At 61.7% G+C, this 24480-nt stretch carries 20 protein-coding genes, 1 tRNA gene and 1 pseudogene; 3 read left to right on the forward strand and 19 right to left on the reverse strand.

Going from position 1 to position 24480, the window contains the following annotated elements:
* Both NKH02_RS20265 and NKH02_RS20270 read left to right on the forward strand, forming a co-directional pair.
* Positions 1 to 353 (forward strand): annotated as a pseudogene (locus NKH02_RS20265) (succinate--CoA ligase subunit alpha); the annotation flags it as partial.
* Between the two features lie 402 nt (positions 354 to 755).
* On the forward strand, positions 756 to 2309 hold the full coding sequence (locus NKH02_RS20270) for an anti-phage dCTP deaminase (RefSeq protein ID WP_352880969.1): 1554 nt from the start codon (positions 756 to 758) through the stop codon (positions 2307 to 2309).
* A gap of 88 nt (positions 2310 to 2397) precedes the next feature.
* On the opposite strand, the gene NKH02_RS20275 is transcribed toward NKH02_RS20270, so the two are convergent.
* Positions 2398 to 2482: transfer RNA gene (locus tag NKH02_RS20275), tRNA-Leu, on the reverse strand.
* A 276-nt stretch (positions 2483 to 2758) separates the two neighbouring features.
* Here NKH02_RS20275 and lipB point away from each other — a divergent pair.
* Positions 2759 to 3502, forward strand: a complete 744-nt coding sequence (gene lipB, locus NKH02_RS20280; RefSeq protein ID WP_352880970.1) for a lipoyl(octanoyl) transferase LipB — start codon at positions 2759 to 2761, stop codon at positions 3500 to 3502.
* Positions 3503 to 3523: 21 nt separating this feature from the next.
* Here lipB and NKH02_RS20285 read toward each other — a convergent pair whose 3' ends face one another.
* From NKH02_RS20285 to nuoF, 18 genes are all read right to left on the reverse strand, one after another.
* On the reverse strand, positions 3524 to 4774 hold the full coding sequence (locus tag NKH02_RS20285) for a site-2 protease family protein (protein ID WP_352880972.1): 1251 nt from the start codon (positions 4772 to 4774) through the stop codon (positions 3524 to 3526).
* Positions 4775 to 5171: 397 nt separating this feature from the next.
* Positions 5172 to 5864, reverse strand: a complete 693-nt coding sequence (locus NKH02_RS20290; protein WP_352880974.1) for an ABC transporter ATP-binding protein — start codon at positions 5862 to 5864, stop codon at positions 5172 to 5174.
* Positions 5861 to 7147: a lipoprotein-releasing ABC transporter permease subunit gene (locus NKH02_RS20295; RefSeq protein WP_352880976.1), complete on the reverse strand. Its 1287-nt coding sequence runs from the start codon at positions 7145 to 7147 to the stop codon at positions 5861 to 5863. Before NKH02_RS20295 ends, NKH02_RS20290 begins: the two co-directional genes overlap by 4 nt.
* A complete protein-coding gene (gene proS, locus NKH02_RS20300; protein WP_352880978.1) occupies positions 7144 to 8472 on the reverse strand; it encodes a proline--tRNA ligase in 1329 nt (442 codons plus the stop codon). Before proS ends, NKH02_RS20295 begins: the two co-directional genes overlap by 4 nt.
* Positions 8473 to 9105: 633 nt before the next feature.
* On the reverse strand, positions 9106 to 9390 hold the full coding sequence (locus tag NKH02_RS20305) for a DUF1467 family protein (protein ID WP_352870980.1): 285 nt from the start codon (positions 9388 to 9390) through the stop codon (positions 9106 to 9108).
* Positions 9387 to 9791, reverse strand: a complete 405-nt coding sequence (mce, locus tag NKH02_RS20310) for a methylmalonyl-CoA epimerase (protein WP_352880980.1) — start codon at positions 9789 to 9791, stop codon at positions 9387 to 9389. Before mce ends, NKH02_RS20305 begins: the two co-directional genes overlap by 4 nt.
* A 139-nt stretch (positions 9792 to 9930) precedes the next feature.
* Complete coding sequence (locus tag NKH02_RS20315) at positions 9931 to 11601, reverse strand: ribonuclease J (protein ID WP_352880982.1); 1671 nt, start codon at positions 11599 to 11601, stop codon at positions 9931 to 9933.
* Between the two features lie 119 nt (positions 11602 to 11720).
* Positions 11721 to 12542, reverse strand: coding sequence for a biotin--[acetyl-CoA-carboxylase] ligase (locus NKH02_RS20320; RefSeq protein ID WP_352870977.1), 822 nt, complete (start codon positions 12540 to 12542; stop codon positions 11721 to 11723).
* Between the two features lie 5 nt (positions 12543 to 12547).
* Complete coding sequence (gene nuoN, locus NKH02_RS20325) at positions 12548 to 13984, reverse strand: NADH-quinone oxidoreductase subunit NuoN (RefSeq protein WP_352880984.1); 1437 nt, start codon at positions 13982 to 13984, stop codon at positions 12548 to 12550.
* 18 nt (positions 13985 to 14002) lie between these two features.
* Positions 14003 to 15508 (reverse strand): NADH-quinone oxidoreductase subunit M, encoded by a 1506-nt coding sequence (locus tag NKH02_RS20330; RefSeq protein ID WP_352880986.1) that lies wholly within the window; start codon positions 15506 to 15508, stop codon positions 14003 to 14005.
* The gene (gene nuoL / locus NKH02_RS20335; protein ID WP_352880988.1) at positions 15508 to 17481 is read right to left on the reverse strand and encodes an NADH-quinone oxidoreductase subunit L; all 1974 of its coding nucleotides are present in this window, start codon (positions 17479 to 17481) and stop codon (positions 15508 to 15510) included. Before nuoL ends, NKH02_RS20330 begins: the two co-directional genes overlap by 1 nt.
* Before the next feature lie 10 nt (positions 17482 to 17491).
* The gene (nuoK, locus tag NKH02_RS20340; protein ID WP_010910101.1) at positions 17492 to 17800 is read right to left on the reverse strand and encodes an NADH-quinone oxidoreductase subunit NuoK; all 309 of its coding nucleotides are present in this window, start codon (positions 17798 to 17800) and stop codon (positions 17492 to 17494) included.
* A 1-nt stretch (position 17801) separates the two neighbouring features.
* Positions 17802 to 18422, reverse strand: coding sequence for an NADH-quinone oxidoreductase subunit J (locus NKH02_RS20345; RefSeq protein ID WP_352727724.1), 621 nt, complete (start codon positions 18420 to 18422; stop codon positions 17802 to 17804).
* A gap of 235 nt (positions 18423 to 18657) precedes the next feature.
* Positions 18658 to 19149: an NADH-quinone oxidoreductase subunit NuoI gene (gene nuoI / locus NKH02_RS20350; RefSeq protein ID WP_023812382.1), complete on the reverse strand. Its 492-nt coding sequence runs from the start codon at positions 19147 to 19149 to the stop codon at positions 18658 to 18660.
* Positions 19149 to 20192: an NADH-quinone oxidoreductase subunit NuoH gene (nuoH, locus tag NKH02_RS20355; RefSeq protein ID WP_352870971.1), complete on the reverse strand. Its 1044-nt coding sequence runs from the start codon at positions 20190 to 20192 to the stop codon at positions 19149 to 19151. Before nuoH ends, nuoI begins: the two co-directional genes overlap by 1 nt.
* A gap of 2 nt (positions 20193 to 20194) precedes the next feature.
* Positions 20195 to 22276: an NADH-quinone oxidoreductase subunit NuoG gene (gene nuoG / locus NKH02_RS20360; protein WP_352880990.1), complete on the reverse strand. Its 2082-nt coding sequence runs from the start codon at positions 22274 to 22276 to the stop codon at positions 20195 to 20197.
* 73 nt (positions 22277 to 22349) lie between these two features.
* Positions 22350 to 23042 (reverse strand): helix-hairpin-helix domain-containing protein, encoded by a 693-nt coding sequence (locus NKH02_RS20365; RefSeq protein ID WP_352880992.1) that lies wholly within the window; start codon positions 23040 to 23042, stop codon positions 22350 to 22352.
* A gap of 123 nt (positions 23043 to 23165) precedes the next feature.
* Positions 23166 to 24470, reverse strand: a complete 1305-nt coding sequence (nuoF, locus tag NKH02_RS20370; protein ID WP_352880994.1) for an NADH-quinone oxidoreductase subunit NuoF — start codon at positions 24468 to 24470, stop codon at positions 23166 to 23168.
* Positions 24471 to 24480 lie beyond the last annotated feature (10 nt).

Raw genomic sequence — 24480 nt, forward strand, 5'->3', positions numbered from 1 at the left:
GCGGCGATCCGATCAACGGCTCGTCCTTCAAGGACATTCTGAAGCTGTTCGAGCAGGACGACGAAACCGACGCCGTGGTGATGATTGGCGAGATCGGCGGACCGCAGGAAGCGGAAGCAGCGATCTGGGCGCGCGACAACATGCGCAAGCCGCTGATCGCCTACATCGCCGGGCTCTCCGCGCCGAAAGGCCGGCGCATGGGCCATGCCGGCGCCATCATCTCGGCCTTCGGCGAATCGGCGCAGGAAAAGGTCGAAATCCTGAAAGAGGCCGGCGTCGCCATCGTGCCGACGCCATCGTCCTTCGGCGAGGTCGTGGCCGATACCCTGGCCCGGAAGAAGAAGGCGGCGTGATTTGAGGGCTTCGCCCCAGATTGCGGCGCGCATCATTCATCCGAGCTCAGCCAAATCGCATCTGTTTGTGAAATTGATTTCACAGTCACAAGAAGCCCGCTGCGTTCGCAGCGGGCTTTTTTTTCGATTTAGGCTAGTGCCTATCGCTTGGTGTTCGAATTCGTTTGAGCGTTCGAAACACTTTTAACGACGAAAGGCCCCCTCAATTCCTGCGGACGCTGACTCAACGATTTTGCAGCTTGGCTGAGGCTTTTCTCAATCTGCATCGAATACTTGTGGTTCGACGTACTCACAGCATGCGCTCCATGAGATTCCTTTGCCATGTTTCAATCCTCCACGATTCTGATTATTGAATCGTTCGGGGAGAACCGACAAGGGCATTGTTGGTTCCGAGGGGGCAAAATGACAAATAGTGATCAAGCGACAGCGGATTCCACCAATTTTCCGGAATTGGTTTTTGGATTGGTGGGGCCAATCGGCGTGAATATGGACATCGTTGAACGGAAACTCGCCGATGCTCTGACTTCTGTCGGCTACCTTTCTGAACGGCTGAGACTGACCGAACTGATGAAGGGCATCGAAATTGAAGGGCTTGATGTCGAAGACAGCCAAGACCCATACGTCCGCTATAAGTCCCGAATTGATTTCGCCAATGCCGTACGAAAGAAATGTGAAAATGATGCCGCGCTAGCTGCTCTAGCGATTGCTGAAATCCGAACCAGGCGGGCAAAATATTCGGTTGGCAATCGAGATGACGTCGAACCAGAAGATATTCCTGTTGAGAAGACGGCTTACATTCTGCGGCAGCTGAAACGGGCTGAAGAAATTCAACTACTTAGAAAGGTGTATGGTCGAAAATTCATACAAATATCTATCCATGCAAGCGATCGCGAACGACTAAAAAACCTGGAAAGGAACATCGCGCTCTCCAATCCCAACCTGTCGCCAGCCGATTGCACCGACGCGGCCGAATTTCTTATGGATACCGACATGAACGAAAGGTCGGACGTTCATGGGCAGCGAATTGAGGAAGTCTTTCATCTCGGTGATGCATTTATAAATGGCAGAAATGAAGACAGCATTTCGCGCACTTTGGTTCGCTTTATTGACGGCCTCTTCGGAAAAAATTCTATCAGCCCTAATCGGGATGAATACGGAGCTTACATAGCTGCGTCCGCATCACTGAGGTCGATCGATCTCGCGCGGCAGGTCGGTGCGGCGATCTTCACTCCCAGAGGCGAAGTTATCGCGATGGGCTGCAACGAGGTCCCTAAGTTCAGCGGAGGAACCTATTGGACCGAGGACCAGGATACGCATCGGGATCTGGACGACGGAATTGACGCAAACAGGACGGAAAAAAATCGGATAATCTTTGATTTCCTTCGAACACTGGAGGAGGCGCAGGTGCTGAAATCCGGTGAAACGGCGTCATCTTTGTTTGCAGATGCCGAAGTCAAAAAGCGGATAAAGTCCGCTTCAATCTCAGACATCACCGAATTTGGTCGGATGACACATGCCGAAATGACGGCGCTTTGCGACGCCGCTCGTTTGGGACGACCAACTGCCGGAGCTTCGATTTTCGTAACGACATTTCCTTGCCATAATTGTGCCAAGCACATTATCGCAGCTGGCCTCAAGCGCGTCGTTTTCATTGAGCCCTATCCAAAAAGCAAAGCTCTGGCATTCCACGAGGATTCTGCGATTTTGGATGAAAAGAACGATCAACGAGTGACCTTCGAACATTTTGTCGGAATATCGCCTCGTCGCTACCGCGACATTTTTGAAAAAGCTTCTCGCCGAGGGTCGGACGGCAAGATTGCAGAATGGTACCGTGGCGAGCCCATGCCAATGATTGAAGATAAAGGACCAGCTTACGTCTACAACGAAGCGTCGGCCATTTTCTCATCTCTATCAAATGTAGCAGCGGAACTGGGCATAGAGGTAGAACCGAAATAAGCGTTCATTGCCAGTCATGCATGACCAGCTACCTAATCAGTGGAACGTGTGCCACACCGACGTCAGCGCAAATCCCAATGGGAAATTTTGGTGCGGTCGAGAAGACTCGAACTTCCACGGGTTGCCCCACAGCGACCTCAACGCTGCGCGTCTACCAATTCCGCCACGACCGCACGTGGTAGAGCCGGAACCGACCGGCTCGCGGCGTGTAGCAAATCGTTTCCGGCGAAACAAGTGCGCGACACGTAATAATCGCCAGCCATTTTGGCATAATGGTCGAGAAGCTTGAAACGCCCCTCGAACTGGACGTTTTGCCCGATTGCCGCCATATGAAGGACTAGGCATGTCGTCCAAAAGGCGCCGAGCGTTTTCGGGACCACGACATGAACAAGACAAGCACCCAGGGCGTGTCGCGCATTTGAAATGACGCGCCGTGGACGAGAGCCGTGATGACAGAACGCAGCCAGATCGCCACGTCGTTCCTGCCCCTGACCGGCTCAGCGCCGGTCGAATGGCGCATTGAGCCCGGCCTCACCGCCTATCCCGATGCGCTTGCCTTCATGGAGGCACGCGCCGAGGCGATCCGAAGCGGGGCCGCCGGCGAAATGGTCTGGCTGGTCGAACACCCCCCGCTCTACACCGCCGGCACCAGCGCCCGTGACAAGGATCTGATCGACGCCAACCGCTTCCCGGTCTTCGCGGCCGGCCGCGGCGGCGAATACACCTATCATGGGCCGGGCCAGCGGGTCGCCTATGTCATGCTCGACCTGAAGCGGCGGCGCGAGGATGTCCGCGCCTTTGTCGCCGCGCTTGAACAGTGGATCATCGGCACGCTCGCCGCCTTCGATGTGCATGGCGAGCGCCGCGAGGACCGGGTCGGCGTGTGGGTGGTGCGGCCGGATCGCCCTTCGCTGCCGGACGGCTCGCCGGCCGAGGACAAGATTGCGGCAATAGGCATCAGGCTGCGGCGTTGGGTGAGCTTCCACGGCATCGCCATCAATGTCGAGCCGGACCTCGACCATTTCAGCGGCATCGTGCCCTGCGGCGTGCAGGACCACGGCGTCACCAGCCTCGTCGACCTCGGCCTTCCCCTGACAATGGCCGACCTTGATCTCGCGCTGAAATCCGCCTTCGAGGACGTGTTCGGTCCCGCCACGGCTTTGCCCGCCGAAGCCGCACGCAAGGCCGGCTGAATCGTCCCGCCTAGGACAAGCTCAGATGAGTTGCGCCGACGCCCACAAAACGCCGCAGCCATGGATAGCAAACACCGCCAGCAACGCCCCGGCGATGGCGAAGCGGTCGACGGTGCGGATCGGCTTCAGCTCATGGCGCGGCTTTATTCCGCTGCTCATCGTCAGCAGGCTGAGAATTGAAAACACCGCTCCTGTAGCGAGCAGAAAGTTGGAAGAAAAGCCGGCCTGCCAACCCACCGCCAGGAAGGCCGAGAGCAGGAAGAACGAGGCCAGCGCCAGCGCGACCGGCCCCGGGCAGATCTGGCGCAGCACCTGGCCGCCGTCGAACTTCCACACCGGCACCAGATTGGCGATGTTGAACAGGGCGGCGAAGCCCGCCAGCGTCGCCAGCAGCCCAGCCGCCAACCGATGCCCTTCCGCGCCGGCAAAGGTGCTGGCGGCGATTGCGATCGGCACCAGGAAGGCGGAGAAGCCGGCGCCCATCAATGCCACGAAGGCGACCTCGAAACGGCTGTCATAGGGCCGCCCGCCAATGGCGATGCCACCGAGCAATGGAATGAAGATCATCCGTGCCCTGTTGTGACCCATCAGCCGAAATGCGGCCATGTGCCCGAGCTCGTGCAAGGCCACGACCGATGTCAGGATCGCGGCCAGTGCCAGCCCGCCGAAGTGAAGGCCGAAGAACGGCCACAGGATCAACGCCGAAAGACCGGCGAACCCGATCTGGCTGAGCGGATGCTCGAACCAGCCGCCCTTGCGATACTGCCCGGTCCGCGTCCAGCGCCGCAGTTTGCCGAGTTCGCGGCGCATGGCGAAATAGCGGAACACCAGGAAGGCAACACCGCGATAACGATCGGTCTGGCTGAGCGTCACCCGCGTGCCGTTGCCCTCGGAAACGAGTTCAGCGGTTTCGCGATAGTCCTTCCAGAACGAAGCGTCGAGCGCGGTGTCCTCGATGACGCGCATCGAGAACCGGCTGCCCTCGACGACGTCTTCAAACCGCGACTTGCGCTCGATCGGCTTGCCGTCGCGTCCTTCCCAGGACAGCGTGATGCGGGCCACGCCCTCGCCGTCCGGCGCCTCGGCGGAAAGGATCTCGCCCGACCAGCCGGCATCGCTGCCATGCGGCCACAGCGCCTGCCAGAGGCGCTGCCGGTCCGCTGCTATCACGCGGCTGAGCCGGACTGTGCGCAGACCAAGCGGCACGGTCATCAAGAGAAAGATCAGCCCGAGATTGCTGGCCACGAGAATGGCCGTGACGATGGGCGACACCTGACGTTGCTCCCTGTCTTTCAGGGCACCCTAACGTCGCGGCGGCAAGAAATGCTTAACGGCGGAGCGGCCCTGTCCCTTCAGGAACAGCGGCGGCGAACGCCGCCAAATCACATGGCTCCGATCCAGATCGCCATGGAAACGAGAAAGGTGCTCATGCAAACCAGTGAGATGACATCCTGAACCAGATCGGTCATAACTCTCTCCTGTTGTTGATATGTTCGTATTTTGTTCTAATTTTGTTCAAATGTCAACGCGCGCAATCCGGCTACATCAGGAATTTTCGGGCGATCAAATCGGCAAGGTTAAGGAAAGGTTGAGGTGCGAGCGACAGCTGCGGAAACAGGCATCGGTGGCGGACTGTCAGTGAGCCCGCCATGATTTGTCGAGACCGAGGTCAGCCCGAGCCGAGCGGCACCACTTTGCCATCTGCCAGCGTCACCCGCCGGTCCATGCGCGATGCCAGCTCGTGATTGTGGGTGGCGATCAGCGCCGCAAGGCCCGATTGCTTGACCAGCGCCGCCAGCGCCTCGAACACATAGGAGGCGGTGACCGGGTCGAGATTGCCGGTCGGCTCATCCGCCAGCAGCACCAGCGGCGCATTGGCAACGGCGCGGGCAATGGCGACGCGCTGCTGCTCGCCGCCGGAGAGCTCGGACGGCCGGTGCGACGCGCGCTTGCCGATCTGCATGTAGTCGAGCAGCTGTGCCGCACGCTCGGCCGCGTCCTTGCGGCTCAGCCCTTTGATGAGCTGCGGCATCATGATGTTTTCCAGCGCCGAGAATTCCGGCAGCAAATGATGGAACTGATAGACGAAGCCGACATCGTTGCGGCGGATCGCCGTGCGCTCGTCGTCGGAGAGCCGCCCGCAGGCACGGCCGGCGAGGATGACGTCGCCGGCGTCGGGACGCTCCAGCAGACCGGCAGTGTGCAACAGCGTCGACTTGCCGGTGCCCGACGGCGCCACCAGCGCCACCATCTCACCGCGCTTCAGCGAGAAATCGGCACCGTTCAAGATAGTGAGCTTGCGCGGCCCCTGGACATAGTGCCGCTCGACGCTCTTCAGCTCGATAATGGCCTCGGCCATCACTCGTACCTCAAGGCTTCGACGGGATCGAGGCGCGCGGCCCGCCATGCCGGAAACACCGTTGCCAGGAACGACAGGCCGAGCGCCATCAGGATGACATAGGTCGTCTCGCGCGGATCCATCTTCGCCGGCAACTGGCTGAGGAAATAGAGTTCCGGATTGAACAGAACCTTGCCGGTCATCCACGAGAAGAACTGGCGGATCGATTCGATGTTGGTGCAGATCAGCACGCCGAGCAGCACGCCGGCGAGCGTGCCCGTCACGCCGATCGCCGCACCCGTCATCAGGAAGATGCGCAGGATGGCGCCGCGCGACGCCCCCATGGTGCGCAGGATGGCAATGTCATGCCCCTTGTCCTTCACCAGCATGATCAGGCCGGAGATGATGTTCAACGCCGCCACCAGCACGATCAGGGTCAGGATCATGAACATGACATTGCGCTCGACCTGCAGGGCGGAGAAGAACGTTTCGTTGCGCTGGCGCCAGTCGACCATGTCGATCGGCCGCTGCGCCGCCGCCTCCACCTTCGGTTTCAGCGCGTCGACATCGTCGGGATTGTCGACATAGATCTCGATCGTCTGCGCCCGGCCGTCCATGTTGAAATAAAGCTGCGCCTCGGAGAACGGCATGTAGACGATGGAAGTGTCATATTCCGACATGCCGACTTCGAAGATCGCCGCGATCTTGTAGCCCTTCATGCGCGGCGTCGTGCCAATCGGGGTCACATCGCCGTCCGGCGAGATCAAGGTGACGGTGTCACCAAGCGTCAGGCCGAGATTCTCGGCCATGCGCTTGCCGATGGCCACGCCCTCGCCGGAGTCGAAATCGGCGATCGAGCCCTGCTTGATGTTGCTGGCAACGATCGAGATCTTGCTGAGATCCTCGCCGCGGATGCCGCGCACCAGCGCTCCGGTTCCGCCGCCGACATTGCCTTGCGCCAGCACCTGGCCATCGATCAGCGGGATGGCGTATTTGACGCCTGATACACCGTTGATGCGGCCGGCGACCTGCGCATAGTCCTCAAGCGGCGAATCGAGCGGCTGCACGATGAGATGGCCGTTGACGCCGAGGATGCGCGTCAGCAGCTCCGCGCGGAAGCCGTTCATCACCGCCATCACCACGATCAGCGTGGCGACCCCCAGCATGATGCCGAGGAAGGAGATCGAAGCGATCACCGAGATCACCGTCTCCTTGCGCCGCGAGCGCAAATAGCGCCACGCGACCATGCGCTCGAAGATGGAAAAAGGCCCGGCGCCCGCCGATCTTGCCGCCACCGCCTCGCTCATGCGGCGACACCGAAGCGCTTCTTCACGTCCGCGACCGGCAGCGTCTCACGCTCGCCGGTCTTGCGATTCTTGATCTCGATCTCGCCGGCAGCCACGCCGCGCGGTCCAACGATCACTTGCCACGGCAGGCCGATCAGATCGGCGGTGGCGAACTTGCCGCCGGGCCGCTGGTCGGTGTCGTCATGGAGCACGTCCTTGCCGGCGGCCACGAAAGCGGCATGCAGCTCGTCGCAGACGCGGTCGCACTCGGCATCGCCCACCTTCATGTTGATCAGCCCGATGTCGAACGGCGCCACCGCCTCCGGCCAGATGATGCCGTTGTCATCGTGGCTCGCTTCGATGATCGCCGCGACAAGGCGCGACGGACCGATGCCGTAGGAGCCGCCGGAGACGAAATGATCCTTGCCGTCGGGCCCGGTCACCTTGGCGCCCATCGGCTTGGAATACTTGTCACCGAAATGGAAGATGTGGCCGACCTCGATGCCGCGAGCCGAAACCTTGTCGTTCTCGCCGATCTTTTCCCACGCCGCCTCGTCATGCATCTCGTCGGTGGCGGCGTAAGGCGTCGTCCACGTCTTGACGATGTCGCCGATCTCGGCGTCGTTGGCGAAGTCGGTCTTCTCTCCGGGCACATCAAGCGAAAGATAGTCGCGGTGGCAGTAGACCTGGCTCTCGCCGGTGTCGGCAAGGATGATGAATTCATGGCTGAGATCGCCGCCGATCGGCCCGGTGTCGGCTCGCATCGGGATAGCCTGCAGGCCCATGCGGGTGAAGGTCCTGAGATAGGACACGAACATCCTGTTGTAGGCCGCCTTGGCGCCTTCGAAGTCGAGGTCGAAGGAATACGCGTCCTTCATCAGGAATTCCCTGCTGCGCATGACGCCGAAGCGCGGCCGTACTTCGTCGCGGAACTTCCACTGGATGTGGTAGAGATTGAGCGGCAGGTCCTTGTAGGATTTGACATAGGCGCGGACGATCTCGGTGACCACTTCCTCATTGGTCGGGCCGTAGAGCATGTCGCGGTCCTGCCGGTCCTTGATGCGCAGCATCTCCTTGCCATAGTCGTCGTAGCGGCCGCTTTCGCGCCACAGATCGGCCGACTGGATGGTCGGCATCAGGATTTCCAGCGCACCGGCGCGATTCTGCTCCTCGCGGATGATGCGGCAGACCTTGTCCAGCACCCGCCTGCCGAGCGGCAGCCATGAGAAACTGCCCTGCCCCTGCTGGCGGATCATGCCGGCGCGCAGCATCAGCCGGTGCGAGACGATCTCGGCCTCGCGCGGATTTTCTTTGAGAATGGGCAGGAAATAGCGCGACAAACGCATGGACTGGTCCGTGAGTGAGAATGGCCGCGCGGGAATCGGCGCGGCACGGGCTTGCTTGCCCCGGCTTCATAGCCATTTCATGGCGGAATGGAAACCCGGACGCACTGGCCCGAAAATCGGAAATTGATTTTCAAAAATACGGCGGTGCTGGGAGTAAAACTATTGCAGTGTACCTCGCGCGTCCGGCAAACGCGCGGCGTTCCAAGGCGCCGCATTTGCCCCGTGCGCCTTAGTGGTCGTTTCCCAAGCAACGCCTGCCGCACTATTGTGCAGTGCAGCACGAGAATGCCCGTTTCAAGGCAAAATTCTTCGTGACATTTTCATTCGCGTTAGGCTAATGTGCCCTGATAACCGAGAGGGTGGAAAAAAATCCGCTCTCCTACGCGGTCAAAGTCTTGGGAGGATGCGATCTAGGCGCGGTTACTCGCTGCCGCCGGAAACCGGAAACAGATCGGACGCGTTTAAATTGCAAGGCCTTGTGCCTTGCATTTTTTTTGTGCAATCATCCGCTTAGCGCAACGAGTTGCCAAACTACCTTACCTTGCGGCAGCACTCGCGCAGCCGCAAAGGACACGGCATTCCTGTTCGGAACGCGCACGATTCCGACTGATAAAAACGCCCTTGCGGGACGGTCTATTTGGTTGGGGTTTGGTTGAATTCCGGCACGATGTGCGGGATGTCGTCGAGGCTGTATCCCAGCCCGTGCGTCAAGCCATAAAAAATGCCCATGAGAACGCCCGTGGCGATGGTGGTGCGGATCACGGCGCGCAGCATATGGGGGCCGCGCGGCGCGCTCGGAACCGTGCCCAGCGTCACATCATGATCGTCATCCTGCGTCTTCACGCTGAACGGCAGCACGGCAAACAGCACCACCCACCAGGTCGCGAAAAACAGGGCGGTGAACGAAACCCAGCTCATGATTGCTCCAGTTCGATCAGCGTGCCGAAGAAATCCTTCGGATGCAGGAACAGCACCGGCTTGCCGTGGGCGCCGATCTTCGGGTTGCCGTCGCCCAGCACGCGGGCGCCGGCAGCCTTGAGCTGGTCGCGCGCGGCGAGGATGTCTTCGACTTCATAGCAAAGATGGTGCATGCCGCCGGAAGGATTCTTCTCCAGGAAGGCAGCGATCGGCGACCCCTCGCCCAAGGGCTCCAGAAGTTCGATCTTGGTGTTGCCGACATTGACGAACACCACGGTGACGCCATGCTGCGGCAGCGCCCGCGGCTCCGTCACGTCCGCGCCGAGCGTATTGCGATAGACGGCGACGGCGGCAGCCAGATCCGGCACGGCAAGCGCGACATGGTTCAGACGTCCGAGCATAGGGTGCTCCGTGGGAATGGTGAATGGTGAATGGTGAATGGTGAATGGTGAACCCAATCTCGATCACCACAGGACGTCGAGCACTATTCACTATTCACTATTCACTATTCACTATTCACTATTCACTATTCACTATTCACTACCTAGTCACAAACACCGTCACCAATGGCTTCTTGCCCCAGGCTTCGTTGGCGGCGCCGCGCACGGCGCGCCGGACTGCTTCCTGCACAAGGTCGAGGTCTTTTCGGCGCTGACGGGGGATCGAGTCCACCGCGCCGATTGCCGCATCGATCATCAGGTCCTCGAGCGTCTCACCACGGCCATCGGCTTCGGCGACGCCGATGGCGACCAGGTCGGGATCACCGGCCAGCTCATATTTGTCGTCGAGCACGACATTGACCGCGACATGACCGGCAAAGGACAGTTTGCGCCGGTCGCGGATGCCCATCGCCTGGTCGGTGCCGATCAATCTGCCGTCCTTGTAGACGCGGCCGAACGGCACCTGGTCGATAATGGTGGCGGGGCCGGGAGCAAGCCTGAGCATGTCGCCGTCGCGCACCTGCGCCACCTGGCCGATGCCAGACATCGACATCAGCGATCCCTGCGCCACCAAATGCGCCGCCTCGCCATGCACGGGAACGCCGATCTGTGGGCGCACCCATTCATACATCTTGCGCAATTCGCTGCGCCGCGGATGGCCGGAGACATGCACCAGCGCGTCGCCGTCCTCGATGATCTTGATGCCGAGGTCGATGAGGCGGTTCTTGATCTCGAGGATCGCCTTCTCGTTGCCCGGAATGGTGCGCGAGGAAAACACCACCGTGTCGCCGGCCGTAAATGATACCGATTTCATCTCGTCGCGCGACAGCTTGGCCAATGCGGCAAGTGGCTCACCCTGGCTGCCGGTGCAGATGATGACGAGGTTCTCGCGCGGGATGAAACCAAAATCCTCCTCGGCGATGAACTCCGGCAGCCCGTCCATGTAGCCGAGTTCGCCAGCCACATCGATCACCCGCTTCAGCGAGCGGCCGAGCACCAGGCACTGGCGGCCGGCATCCCGAGCCGCCCTGGCGATGGAGACGATGCGTCCGACATTGGAGGAAAACGTGGTGACGGCGACACGGCCCTTGGCAGCCTGGATGACGCCTTTCAGTCCTTCGCCGACCGCGACCTCCGACGGCGACTCGCCTTCCCGCAGCGCGTTGGTCGAATCGCAGATCAGCGCCAGAACGCCCTTGTCGCCATAGGCGCGGAAACGCGCCTCGTCGGTCTTCGGCCCGATCGTCGGCTCCGGATCGATCTTCCAGTCACCGGTATGGATGACGGTGCCGGCCGGCGAGGTGATCGCCAGCGACATCGGTTCGGGGATCGAGTGCGCCACCGGAATGGCCTCGATCTCGAACGGACCGACGGTGAATTTCTCACCCGCTTTGTAGATCGTCACCGGTATTTTCGGAGCCCCCTGCTCGCCTTGCCGCTTGGCTTCGAGCAAGCCGGCGCTGAACGGCGTCATCCAGACCGGCGCCCTCAGCTTCGGCCATGTGTCGAGCAGCGCGCCATAGTGGTCTTCATGCGCATGGGTGATGACGATGCCGCGCAGATTGGCGAGGTTCTCCTCGATGAAGCGCGTATCGGGCAAGATCAGATCGACGCCCGGATGCGCGGCATCGGGGAAGGTCACACCTACATCGATGATGATCCACTCGCGCGCACTGGGCGGGCCGTAGCCGTAAAGAGCGAAGTTCATACCGATCTCGCCAACGCCGCCGAGCGGCACGAAGACGAGTTCGGCGTTTTCCGCTTTCGCCATGATTTTTCCCTTCCTGGTCCTCAGACCAAGTCCATAAAGCAATTCCAGGAAAAGTGTCTAACGGTTTTCCCACAGGAATTGCATGAAAACAAACACTTAGAGCCGTTAGCGAACGGGCTCTAAACGCGGGCAGACGCGACCGCTCCGAAATGCACGTCGCCGGCGGCGATCGTCAGAACCGAACCTTCATCGTCGCGGATCACGAAACGGCAGTCCTCGTCAATGGTTTCAAACACCCCACGCACCACACTACCGTCAATTCTGACAGCAACCTGCTCGCCGAGCCCCGCCGCGCGAGCCAACCAGCGTCGCCTGACGGCCGCAAGTCCGCGGCCTTCGTCCCACAAGCGGGCATTCTCGCTCCAGGCATCCGACAGCGCCAGGAACAGTGTTTCCGCATCGCATGTCGCGCCCAGCGCGTTGAGTGATGTTGCCGGATAAGGCAAATCCTCGGGGTATGCCACCACATTCACGCCGATGCCGACCGCCACCGCGAAACGGCCGCCGTCCAGGATCGCCGATTCCAGCAGGATGCCGGCCAGCTTGGCGCCCGAGGCAAGCACGTCGTTCGGCCATTTCAGCTCGAAACGGTTCTTTCCCTCATTGCCGCCGTCGAGGCCGATGGCGATCCGCCCCTTCGGCACCACGGCATCGAGCGCATCGGCCAGCGCCAGCCCGGCGACGAAGCCCAGCGTTGCGGCAAGGCGAAGCTCGGCACTGGTGATGACGAGCAGCGTCGCCGCCAGATTGCCTTCCGGCGTCGCCCAGACGCGCCCGCGCCGCCCACGCCCGCTTTCCTGCCTTTTGGAAACGATCCACAGCCTGCCCGGATCGCCCGCCCTTGCATGGTCCAGCGCCAGCGCATTGGTTGAGCCGACGCTGTCATGCGCTTCGAGCCGGAACCCTTCCGACGCCGAGGTTGGAGCCAGCCGAAATACCATGCCGTCTAGAAAAACGTCTTGGCGGCGGCTTCGGCATAGGTGCCGATCGGTCCGCCGATCAGCACATAGAACAGCACGAAGGCGCCAGAGATGCCGAGGACGACACGCAATTCGCTCGCCATCGGCACGAAGCTGCCAACCGGTTCGTCGAACCACATGATCTTGATGATGCGCAGGTAATAATAGGCGCCCACGACAGAGGCCAGCACACCGATGATCGCCAGCGCGTAGAGATTGGCATTGATGGCGGCGAGGAAGACGTACCATTTCCCCCAGAAGCCGGCGAGCGGCGGGATGCCGGCAAGCGAGAACATCAGGATGGTCAGGATCGTCGCCATGATCGGATTGGTCGACGACAGGCCGGCCAGATCGCTGATCTGCTCGACATTGCCTTCCTTGCGCCGCATGGCGAGAATGAAGGCGAAGGTGCCGAGCGTCATCACCAGATAGATCAGCATATAGATGGCAACGCCGCGCACGCCGGCCTGGCTGTTGGCGGCAAGGCCGACCAGCGCGTAGCCCATATGGCCGATCGAGGAGTAAGCCATCAGCCGCTTGATGTTGGTCTGGCCGATCGCGGCGAAAGCGCCGAGCGCCATCGAAGCGATCGAAATGAAGACGATGATCTGCTGCCAGTCGGCGGCGATCGGCTTGAACGCGCCCATGGTGACGCGCACGATCAGCGCCATCGCCGCCATCTTCGGTGCCGCCGCCAGGAAGGCCGTCACCGGCGTCGGGGCGCCCTCGTAGACGTCGGGCGTCCACATGTGGAACGGCACCGCCGAGATCTTGAAGGCAAGGCCGGCCAGCACGAAGACGAGACCAAAGACAAGGCCAAGCTGGCGCTCGCCGCCGCCCAGCGCCGTGGCGATCTCCTGAAAGCCGGTGTTGCCGGTGTAGCCGTAGACCAGGCTGATGCCATAGAGCAGCATGCCCGACGACAGCGCGCCGAGGACGAAATATTTGAGGCCGGCCTCGGTCGAGCGCAGATTGTCACGATTGATCGCGCACAGCACATAGATCGCCAACGACTGCAGCTCGAGGCCGAGATAGAGGCCGATCATGCCGTTGGCGGAGATCATCAGCATCATGCCGAGCGTGCAGAGCAGGATCAGTACCGGATATTCGAACTTGTCGAACCGTTCCGCCTTGGCAAAGCGCATCGACATAACCAGCGTCACCGCCGAGCCGACCAGCGCCAGCACTTTCATGAAGCGGGCGAAGGTGTCCTGGATGAAGGCATTGCCGTAGGCGCTGCCCTGCACGGTATGGAAGATCAGCCAGGCGCCTGATATCACCAGCACGGCGACCGCAAGGCCGGTCACCGTGTTGGCGGTGTTGGCGCGCGAATAAGCCCCGACCATCAGCAGCGCCAGGGCGCCGACGGCGAGGATCAATTCTGGCGTCGAGAGCGACAGGCTGGAAAGAAGGTCCGGCGTCATGTTTCGCAAAACCTCTGGTCAGTTCGCCGCCGCGGTCTGCGCGGCGCCGATGGATGCAGTGACATTGGTGACGAGCGACTTGACCGATTCGGCCGTAGCGTCGAAGACGGGCGCGGGATAGACGCCGAAGAAGATGACCAGCACGACCAGCGGGTAGATGATCACCCTCTCGCGCGGCGACAGATCCAGCAGGTTCTTCAGGCTGTCCTTGGTCAGCGCGCCGAAGATCACCCGGCGATAGAGCCAGAGCGCGTAGGCGGCCGACAGGATGACGCCGGTGGCGGCGAAGAACGCCACCCAGGTGTTGACCCGGAACACGCCGAGCATGGTCAGGAACTCGCCGACGAAGCCGCTGGTGCCGGGCAGGCCGACATTGGCCATGGTGAAGATCATGAACACGGTGGCGTATTTCGGCATGTTGTTGACCAGGCCGCCATAGGCGTCGATCTCACGCGTGTGCATGCGGTCGTAGATGACGCCGACGCACAGGAACAGCGCGCCGGAGACGAGGCCGTGGCTGAGCATCTGGAAGATGGCGCCCTGCACGCCTTCCTGGTTCATGGCGAAGATGCCCATGGTGACGAAGCCCATATGGGCGACCGACGAATAAGCGATCAGCTTCTTCATGTCCTCCTGCATCAGCGCCACCAGCGAGGTGTAGATGATGGCGACGACGGACAGTGTGAACACCAGCGGCGCGAACATCTCGGACGCCAGCGGGAACATCGGCAAGGAGAAACGCAGGAAGCCGTACCCGCCCATCTTCAACAGGATGGCGGCCAGGATGACCGACCCTGCGGTTGGTGCCTCGACGTGCGCGTCCGGCAACCAGGTGTGCACCGGCCACATCGGCATCTTCACCGCGAAGGAGGCGAAGAAGGCGAGCCATAGCCATGTCTGCATGTTGGCGGGGAAATTGTGCGTCAACAGCGTCGGGATGTCGGTCGTGCCGGACTGATAGAACATCGCCATGATGGCGAGCAGCATCAGCACCGAGCCGGCCAGCGTGTAGAGGAAGAACTTGAACGAGGCGTAGACGCGCCGCTTGCCGCCCCAGACGCCAATGATGATGAACATCGGGATCAGGCCGGCTTCGAAGAAAACGTAGAACAGCACGATATCGAGCGCGCAGAACACGCCGATCATCAATGTTTCGAGCAGCAGGAAGGCGATCATGTAGGCCTTGACGCGCTTCTCGATCGATTCCCACGACGCCAGGATGCAGAGCGGCATCAGGAAGGTCGTCAGGATGACGAACAGCATCGAGATGCCGTCGACGCCCATATGGTAGGAAATGCCGGAGTCGAGCCAGGCGGCCTTCTCGACGAACTGGAAGCCGGACTGCGAATTGTCGAAGCCGGTCCAGATGAACAGCGAGATGATGAACGTGAACGTCGTCGTCAACAGCGCGATGGCGCGGATGTTGCGGCGCGCGTTTTCACTGTCATCGTTGATGAACAGGATGAGCAGCACACCAACCAGCGGCAGGAAGGTGACCAGCGAGAGGATTGGCCAGGCGGTCATCAGAGCATCATCCAGGTGACGAGTGCGGCAACGCCGATCAGCATGGCGAAGGCATAGTGGTAGAGGTAGCCGGTCTGCAGCTTGACGACGCGGTTGGTGACATCGACGACGCGCGCCGAGATGCCATCCGGGCCGAGGCCGTCAATGACGGCGCCGTCGCCGGTCTTCCACAGGAAATGGCCGAGGCGCTTGGCGGGCCGCACGAACAGGAAATCGTAAAGCTCGTCGAAATACCATTTGTTGAGCAGGAAGGCATAGAGCCCGCGATGGTGGGCAACCAGATTGACGGGCATTTCCGGCGAGCGGATGTAGAACTTCCAGGCCACCGCGAAGCCGATCAGCATGGCGATGAACGGCAACAGTTCGACCCACAGCGGCAATTCGTGGATCTCGTGCAATATGTGGTTGTCCGGCAGCGTGAACAGCGACGCCTTCCAGAACTCGGCATAGCCTTCACCGATGAAGGCCCCGTGGAAGATGACGCCGGCAAACAGCGCGCCCGCGGCCAGGATGAACAGCGGCACCAGCATAACCGGCGGCGATTCATGGACGTGGTGCATCACCTCATGGCTCGCCCGCGGCTGGCCGTGGAAGGTCATGAAGATCAGCCGCCAGGAGTAGAAAGAGGTGAAGCAGGCGGCGATGACCAGAAGGATGAAGGCCATGCCGGCAACCGGATTGTGGCTGGCAAAGGCGCTCTCGATGATGGCGTCCTTGGAGAAGAAGCCGGCGGTGCCGATGACCGTCACCGGGATGCCGACGCCGGTCAGCGCCAGCGTGCCGATCACCATCATCCAGTAGGTGGTCGGGATCAGGGTCCTGAGGCCGCCCATCTTGCGCATGTCCTGCTCGTCGGAGACGGCATGGATGACCGAGCCCGAGCCGAGGAACAGCAACGCCTTGAAGAAGGCATGGGTGAACAGATGGAAGATCGCCGCGCCATAGGCGCCGACGCCGAGCGCCACGAACATGTAGCCGAGCTGCGAACAGGTCGAATAGGCGATGACGCGCTTGATGTCGTTCTGCACCAGGCCGACCGTCGCCGCGAAAAAGGCGGTGAAGGCGCCGATGAAGGTGACCACCATAAGTGCCGAATGCGACAGTTCGAACAGCGGCGACAGACGCGCCAGCATGAACACGCCGGCCGTCACCATCGTGGCGGCATGGATCAGCGCGGAAACCGGCGTCGGGCCCTCCATGGCGTCCGGCAGCCAGGTGTGCAGCGGCACCTGCGCCGACTTGCCCATGGCGCCCATGAACAAGAGCAGGCAGACGATCGTCATGGCCGCCTGCTTGTCCAGCGCATAGCCAAGGAAGGTCAGCACGGCGGCCCCCTGCGGCGCGCCTTCAGCCGGAATGAACGTCGCCGCATTGGCGAAGATAGTGCCGAGATTGACCGAGCCGAACAGCACGAACAGGCCGAAGATGCCGAGCGCGAAGCCGAAATCGCCGACGCGGTTGACGACGAAGGCCTTGATCGCCGCGGCGTTGGCCGACGGCTTCTTGTACCAGAAACCGATCAGCAGGTAGGAGGCGAGACCGACCCCTTCCCAGCCGAAGAACATCTGCACCAGGTTGTCCGCCGTCACCAGCATCAGCATGGCGAAGGTGAACAGCGACAGATAGGCGAAGAACCGCGGCCGGTTCGGATCGTGGTGCATGTAGCCGATCGAATAGATGTGAACCAGCGCCGACACGGTGTTGACCACCACCAGCATCACCACCGTCAACGTGTCGATGCGCAGCGCCCAGGACGCTTCCAGTCCGCCCGACTGGATCCAGCGCAGCACCGGCACGGTGAACACCTCGCCATGGCCGAAACCAACGGTTAAGAAGGCGACCCACGACAGCACGGCCGCAATCACCAGGAAACCGGAGGTGATGTATTCGGACGCCTTGGCGCCGAGCGACGTGCCGAACAGGCCGACGATCAGGAAGCCGAGCAGGGGAAGGAAGACGATGGCCTGATACATGGTGGTTCCGTCAACCCTTCATCATGTTCACGTCTTCGACCGCGATCGAGCCGCGGTTGCGGAAGAAGACGACGAGAATGGCAAGTCCGATGGCGGCTTCAGCCGCCGCGACCGTCAGCACGAACAGCGCGAACACCTGGCCGACCAGATCGCCGAGTGCTGCCGAAAAGGCGACGAAGTTGATGTTGACCGCCAGCAGGATCAGCTCGACCGACATCAGGATGACGATGACGTTCTTGCGGTTCAGGAAGATGCCGAACACGCCGAGCGTGAACAGAACAGCCGATACGGTCAGATAATGTGCGATGCCGACAACCATCTCAGAGCCCCTCGCCTGTCTTGACCTTGCGGATTTCCATGCCCGTTGCCGGCGTGCGGCCGACCTGGGCTGCGATCGACTGCCGCTTGATTCCCGGTTTGTGGCGCAGCGTCAGTACGATGGCACCGATCATGGCGACCAGCAGGATGAGGCCCGAAATCTGGAAGTAGTAGAGGTAATCGGTATAGAGGATGTCGCCGAGTGCGGCGGTATTTGTCCGCGCCGCGAGATCCGGGATGGGCTTCGAGACCGTCGAGGCAAGCTGCGGCGCGAATGTATAGCCGCCGAGCACGACGATCAGCTCCGCCGCCAGGATCAGCCCGACCATCGCGCCGATCGGCGCATACTGAAGAGCGCCTTCCTTCATCTCGGCGAAATCGACGTCGAGCATCATGACGACGAACAGGAACAGCACCATGACCGCGCCGACATAGACGACGAGCAGGATCATCGCCAGGAACTCGGCCCCGGTCAGCATGAACAGGCCGGCGGCGTTGAAGAAGGTCAGGATCAGGAACAGCACCGAATGCACGGGGTTGCGCGACGAAATGACCATGAACGCCGACGCCACCGCGACAAAGGCGAAGAGGTAGAAAAAGGCCGCCTCTAGTCCACTCAGCATTGGGGTTCCCCAAGGTTCCTGTCAAAACAGGACGCTCGTCCTGTTTCGATTTTTTGCCACCGCCTCCGGTCGGCAAGTTGCGTGTTCCTAGCCCATGTTCCGATCGGGTTGAAAGGCCCGATCGAAAGAAACATGGGCCACTCTGGATTCCGGAGGACGATCTGGTCCGAAAAGTCTGCAACTTCTCGGGATCATCCTCTGGACGAGGCCCCTCGCCCCGTCCATGCGTCAAATATCAGCGGTAAGGCGAGTCCAGCGAGATGTTGCGCGCCAGTTCGCGCTCCCACCGGTCGCCATTCGCCAGCAGCTTGTCCTTGTCGTAGTAGAGTTCTTCGCGCGTCTCCGTCGCAAATTCGAAATTCGGCCCCTCGACGATGGCGTCGACCGGGCAGGCTTCCTGGCAGAAGCCGCAATAGATGCACTTCACCATGTCGATGTCGTAACGCACGGTGCGGCGTGTGCCGTCATTGCGGCGCGGACCGGCCTCGATGGTGATGGCCTGCGCCGGGCAGATCGCCTCGCACAATTTACAGGCGATGCAGCGTTCCTCGCCATTGGGATAGCGGCGCAACGCATGCTCGCCCCGGAAGCGCGGGCTGGTCGGCCCCTTCTCGTGCGGATAGTTGATCGTCTCCTTCGGCGCGAAGAACTGGCGCATCGACAGGAAGAACGCGCTGACGAAATCCTGCAGCAGCAGCGATTTTGCGGCTTGGGAAAGAGCGGACATCACGCAAACCCCGTGATCTTGAGGAAGGCGGCTGTGGCGACCACCATGAACAGCGAGATCGGCAGGAACACCTTCCAGCCAAGCCGCATCAGCTGGTCGTAGCGATAGCGCGGCACGAAGGCCTTCACCATGGAGATGCCGAAGAACACGAAGCAGACCTTCAGCACGAACCAGATGACACCAGGCACCCAGGTGAACGGCGCGAAGTCGAAGGGCGGCAGCCAGCCGCCGAGGAACAGGATGGTGGCCAGCGCGCACATCAGCACGATGGCGACATACTCGCCGAGGAAGAACAGCAGGAACGGCGTCGACGAGTACTCGACCATGTGACCGGCGACCAGCTCCGATTCGGCTTCCACCAGGTCGAAGGGCGGACGGTTCGTCTCGGCCAGGGCCGAGATGAAGAAGATGATGAACATCGGGAACAGTGCCAGCCAGTTCCAATCGAGGAAGGTGTTGGGCAGGCCAAGCCGCGTACCAAGCCCGTCATGCTGCGACAGCACGATTTCGGACAGGTTGAGCGAGCCGGCCGTGAGCAGCACGGTGACGATGACGAAGCCGATCGAGACTTCGTAGGACACCATCTGAGCTGCCGAGCGCAGCGCGCCGAGGAACGGATATTTCGAGTTCGACGCCCAGCCGCCCATGATCACGCCATAGACCTCGAGCGAAGAGATGGCGAAGACATAGAGGATACCGACATTGACGTTGGCGATCGCCCAGCCCTGGCTGACCGGGATGACCGCCCAGGCCGAGATCGCCAGCACGGCCGAGACCAGCGGCGCCAGCAGGAAGACGCCCTTGTTGGCGCCTGACGGGATCACCGGTTCCTTGAAGACGAATTTCAGCAGATCGGCGAAAGCCTGCAGCGTGCCCCAGGGGCCGACGACATTCGGGCCGCGGCGCAATTGCACCGCCGCCCAGATCTTGCGGTCGGCGTAGAGGATGTAGGCGACGAAGATCAACAGCACGACGATCAGCACGACCGACTTCAACAGGATCAGCAGCGCCGGCAGCACGTAGAAGGAGAAAAAAGTGTCCATGCTTATTCCGCCGCCTGCTTGAAGCCGCTCTTGGCCAGTGCCGAGCATTCCGCCATCACGGCCGATGCCCGCGCGATCGGGTTGGTCAGGTAGAAATCCTTGACCGGCGAGGTGAAGGTGCCCTTGTTCAGGCGCCCGCCGAGCTTCGCCAGTTTGCCGATGTCCTCGGCATTGCCGGCCGCGACCTGATCGATGCGGGCCAGATGCGGGTATTCGCCATAGAGCTTGGCACGCAGCTGCGGCAGCGAATCGAACGGCAGTTTCTTGCCCAGCACATCCGATAGTGCCCGCAGGATAGCCCAGTCCTCGCGGGCATCGCCCGGCGCGAAGCCGGCGCGGTTGGTCTGCTGCACGCGGCCTTCGGTGTTGACATAGGTGGCCGACTTTTCCGTGTAGGCCGCCGCCGGAAGGATGACATTGGCGCGGTGCGCGCCCTGGTCGCCATGCGTGCCGATATAGACGACGAAGGCGCCGCCGGTCTTGGCCATGTCGATCTCGTCGGCGCCGAGCAGGAACAGCAGCTCCATGTCGCCCAGCATGCCGGCGACATTCTTGCCGCCCTCACCCGGCACGAAGCCGAGATCGAGGCCGCCGACACGTCCGGCCGCGTTGTGCAGCACGGCAAAGCCGTTCCAGTCCGCGCGAGCAGCGTTCACGGCGGTGGCCAGTTTTGCCGCCTGGCCGAGCACGGCCGCGCCGTCGGAGCGCGCCAGCGCGCCCTGGCCGACGATAACAAGCGGATGTGTCGCCTTCTTCAGCACCTGGAAGAACTTGCCGTTGCCGTCCGCCAAATCCTTCAGCGAATCCGGTCCGGCGCCCAGCTGTTCGTAGTCGTAGCGCGTGTCGCCGACATCGCCGATGACACCGACCGGCAGATTGCCGATCCGCCAGCGCTTGCGGATGCGGGTGTTGAGCACCGAGGCTTCATAGCGCGGGTTGGCGCCGATGATCAGCACCGCATCCGCCTGCTCGATGCCTTCAATGGTCGGGTTGAAGATGTAGCTGGCACGGCCAAGCGCCGGATCGAGTGCCGCACCATCCTGGCGGCAGTCGGTATTCTTCGAGCCGAGCGAGGCCATCAGCAGCTTCAGTGCGTAGATTTCCTCAACCGCGGCGAGATCGCCTGAAATGGCGCCGATCTTCTCGGGAGCGGTCTTCGACACCTCGTCCTTGATCGCGGCGAACGCCTCGGCCCAGCTTGCCGGAACCAGCTTGCCGTCCTTGCGCACATAGGGGCGGTCGAGGCGCTGCGTGCGCAGGCCGTCCCAGATGAAGCGGGTCTTGTCGGAAATCCACTCCTCGTTCACCGCTTCGTTGACGCGCGGCAGGATGCGCATCACTTCGCGGCCCCGGCTGTCGACGCGGATCGCCGAGCCGACCGCGTCCATCACGTCGATGGATTCGGTCTTGGTCAGTTCCCACGGCCGCGCCTGGAAGGCGAAGGGTTTTGAGGTCAGCGCGCCAACCGGGCAAAGATCGATGACATTGCCCTGCAGCTCGGAAGTCATCGCGCTTTCGAGATAGGTGGTGATCTCGGCATCCTCGCCACGGCCGATCAGGCCGAGTTCGGAAATGCCGGCGACTTCCGTGGTGAAGCGGACGCAGCGCGTGCAGTGGATGCAGCGGTTCATCACCGTCTTGACCAGCGGTCCGATATACTTGTCTTCGACCGCACGCTTGTTCTCGTGATAGCGCGAGGAATCGACGCCGAAGGCCATCGCCTGGTCCTGCAGGTCGCATTCGCCTCCCTGGTCGCAGATTGGGCAATCCAGCGGATGGTTGATCAGCAGGAACTCCATCACGCCTTCCCTGGCCTTCTTGACCATCGGCGTGTTGGTGAAGATTTCCGGCGGCTCGCCATTCGGGCCGGGGCGCAGGTCGCGCACGCCCATGGCACAGGAAGCCTGCGGCTTGGGCGGTCCGCCCTTCACCTCGATCAGGCACATCCGGCAATTGCCGGCGATCGACAGCCGCTCATGGAAGCAGAAGCGCGGCACTTCCGCGCCAGCGTCTTCCGCCGCCTGCAGCAGCGTGTAGTGGTCGGGTACAGTGATCTCTTTCCCGTCGACCTTGAGCTTTGCCATTCGCCTCAAACCTCTGCGGAGTGCCCGCAATCTCTTTTTCCGGACATGGTCGAGACCACACCGGGCATTTCATTCAATTCTTGACGGCGAGCGCCGCCGCTTGGGCCGTCCAGTCGTCGCGGCCGATACGGCCGCCGAGCGACAGATAGTCCTCGACCCAGGCAACCTCTTGCGGCGTCCATGCCGCGATCTGGTCATACGTCCAGATGCCCAGGCCGTTGAGAACCTTTTCCAGCTTGGGACCGATACCCGATATGGCCTTGAGATCCGCCGGTTTCGCCGGCTTTTCCATCGCCCTGGGCTGCCTGAAATCCTCTGGCATCAGCACATCGGCGGCGTCGCCGGCCGCCGGGACGGCATTCGCCGCCGGCACTGCAGGTACGGCTTCCTTCGCGGCAATGTCGGTGACTTCCTGGGCAAAGGACTGCGCCTCGGCGATCATGGTTTTCGCCGTCGCGCGCGCCTTGGTGGAGGACGGGCTCGGATCGTCGAACCGCGCGACGCGCGCCTCGAAATCATCGACGATCGGCTGCAGCAACCGTTGCGAGGCTTCGGCCGCTCCCGAAAGCGCGCCCAGCCAGACGCCGAACGCGTGATTGGCGAACCCGAGGCCAAGCGCCGACATCGCCGCCGCACCCGCCACGGGATGCACGAGAAGGTTGACGGCGCTGGCCATCTCTTTCGGCATCATCCTGGTCAGATCCTGGTTCATTTTCTCGAGCTGGTCCAAATTGGGCATTGGATTGGGTGTCGAATACGGCGCCATAGAGTTCTCCTGGTCGTTTTTCGTTCGCCCGCCCCGGTTGTCTCAAATCGGGCACTCGCCCGTATTTCAAATCGGGCCTTCGCCCGTATCTCGCTTCGGGCCTTCGCCCGCATTCAAAATCTTCTATTCGGCCGCTACCATCACCGGTTCTGCCCGGTGCGCGTTGCGGGAAAACTCGTCGATGCGCCGCTCCACCTCGCCGCGGAAATGCCGCATCAGGCCCTGGATCGGCCATGCCGCCGCGTCGCCCAGCGCGCAGATCGTGTGGCCCTCGACCTGCTTGGTGACGTCGAGCAGCATGTCGATCTCGCGCTTCTGCGCCTCGCCGCGCACCAGTCGCTCCATCACCCGCCACATCCAGCCGGTGCCTTCGCGGCACGGCGTGCACTGGCCGCAGCTCTCATGCTTGTAGAAATAGGAAAGCCGCGCGATCGCCTTCACGATATCGGTCGACTTGTCCATGACGATGACAGCCGCCGTGCCGAGGCCGGATTTGAGGTCGCGCAATGCGTCGAAATCCATCGGTGTGTCGATGATCTGCTCGGCCGGCACCAGCGGCACCGAGGCGCCGCCCGGGATGACCGCCAGCAGATTGTCCCAGCCGCCGCGAATGCCGCCACAATGCGTCTCGATCAGTTCGCGGAACGGGATCGACATCGCCTCTTCGACCGTGCACGGATTGTTGACGTGGCCGGAGATGCAGAACAGCTTGGTGCCGACATTGTTGGGCCGCCCGAAGGACGAGAACCACGCTGCACCGCGGCGCAGGATGGTCGGCGCAACGGCGATCGATTCGACATTGTTGACGGTGGTCGGGCAGCCATAGAGGCCGACATTGGCCGGGAATGGCGGCTTCAGCCTGGGCTGGCCCTTCTTGCCCTCGAGGCTTTCGAGGAGTGCTGTCTCCTCGCCGCAGATATAGGCGCCGGCGCCATGGTGCATGTAGATTTCGAAATCATAGCCGGAGGTGTTGTTCTTGCCGATCAGCTTGGCCTCATAGGCCTCGTCGATCGCCCGCTGCAGCGCCTCGCGCTCACGGATGAACTCGCCGCGTACATAGATGTAGGCGGCGATCGCGCCCATGGCGAAGCCGGCGAGGAATGCGCCCTCGACCAGCGTGTGCGGGTCATTGCGCAGGATGTCGCGGTCCTTGCAGGTGCCGGGCTCGGATTCATCGGCGTTGATGACCAGATAGCTCGGCCGGCCGTCGCTCTGCTTGGGCATGAACGACCATTTGAGGCCCGTCGGGAAACCGGCGCCGCCGCGGCCGCGCAGGCCCGACGCCTTCATCTCGTTGACGATCCAGTCGCGTCCCTTGGCGACGATGCCGGGCGTGTTGTCCCAGGCACCGCGCGCCTTCGCGCCGGCCAGCGACTTGTCGAAGAGGCCGTAGATGTTGGTGAAGATGCGATCTTTGTCCTGAAGCATTTTTCGTCCC

Source organism: Mesorhizobium sp. M1396 (assembly GCF_040317725.1).
Lineage (GTDB): Bacteria > Pseudomonadota > Alphaproteobacteria > Rhizobiales > Rhizobiaceae > Mesorhizobium.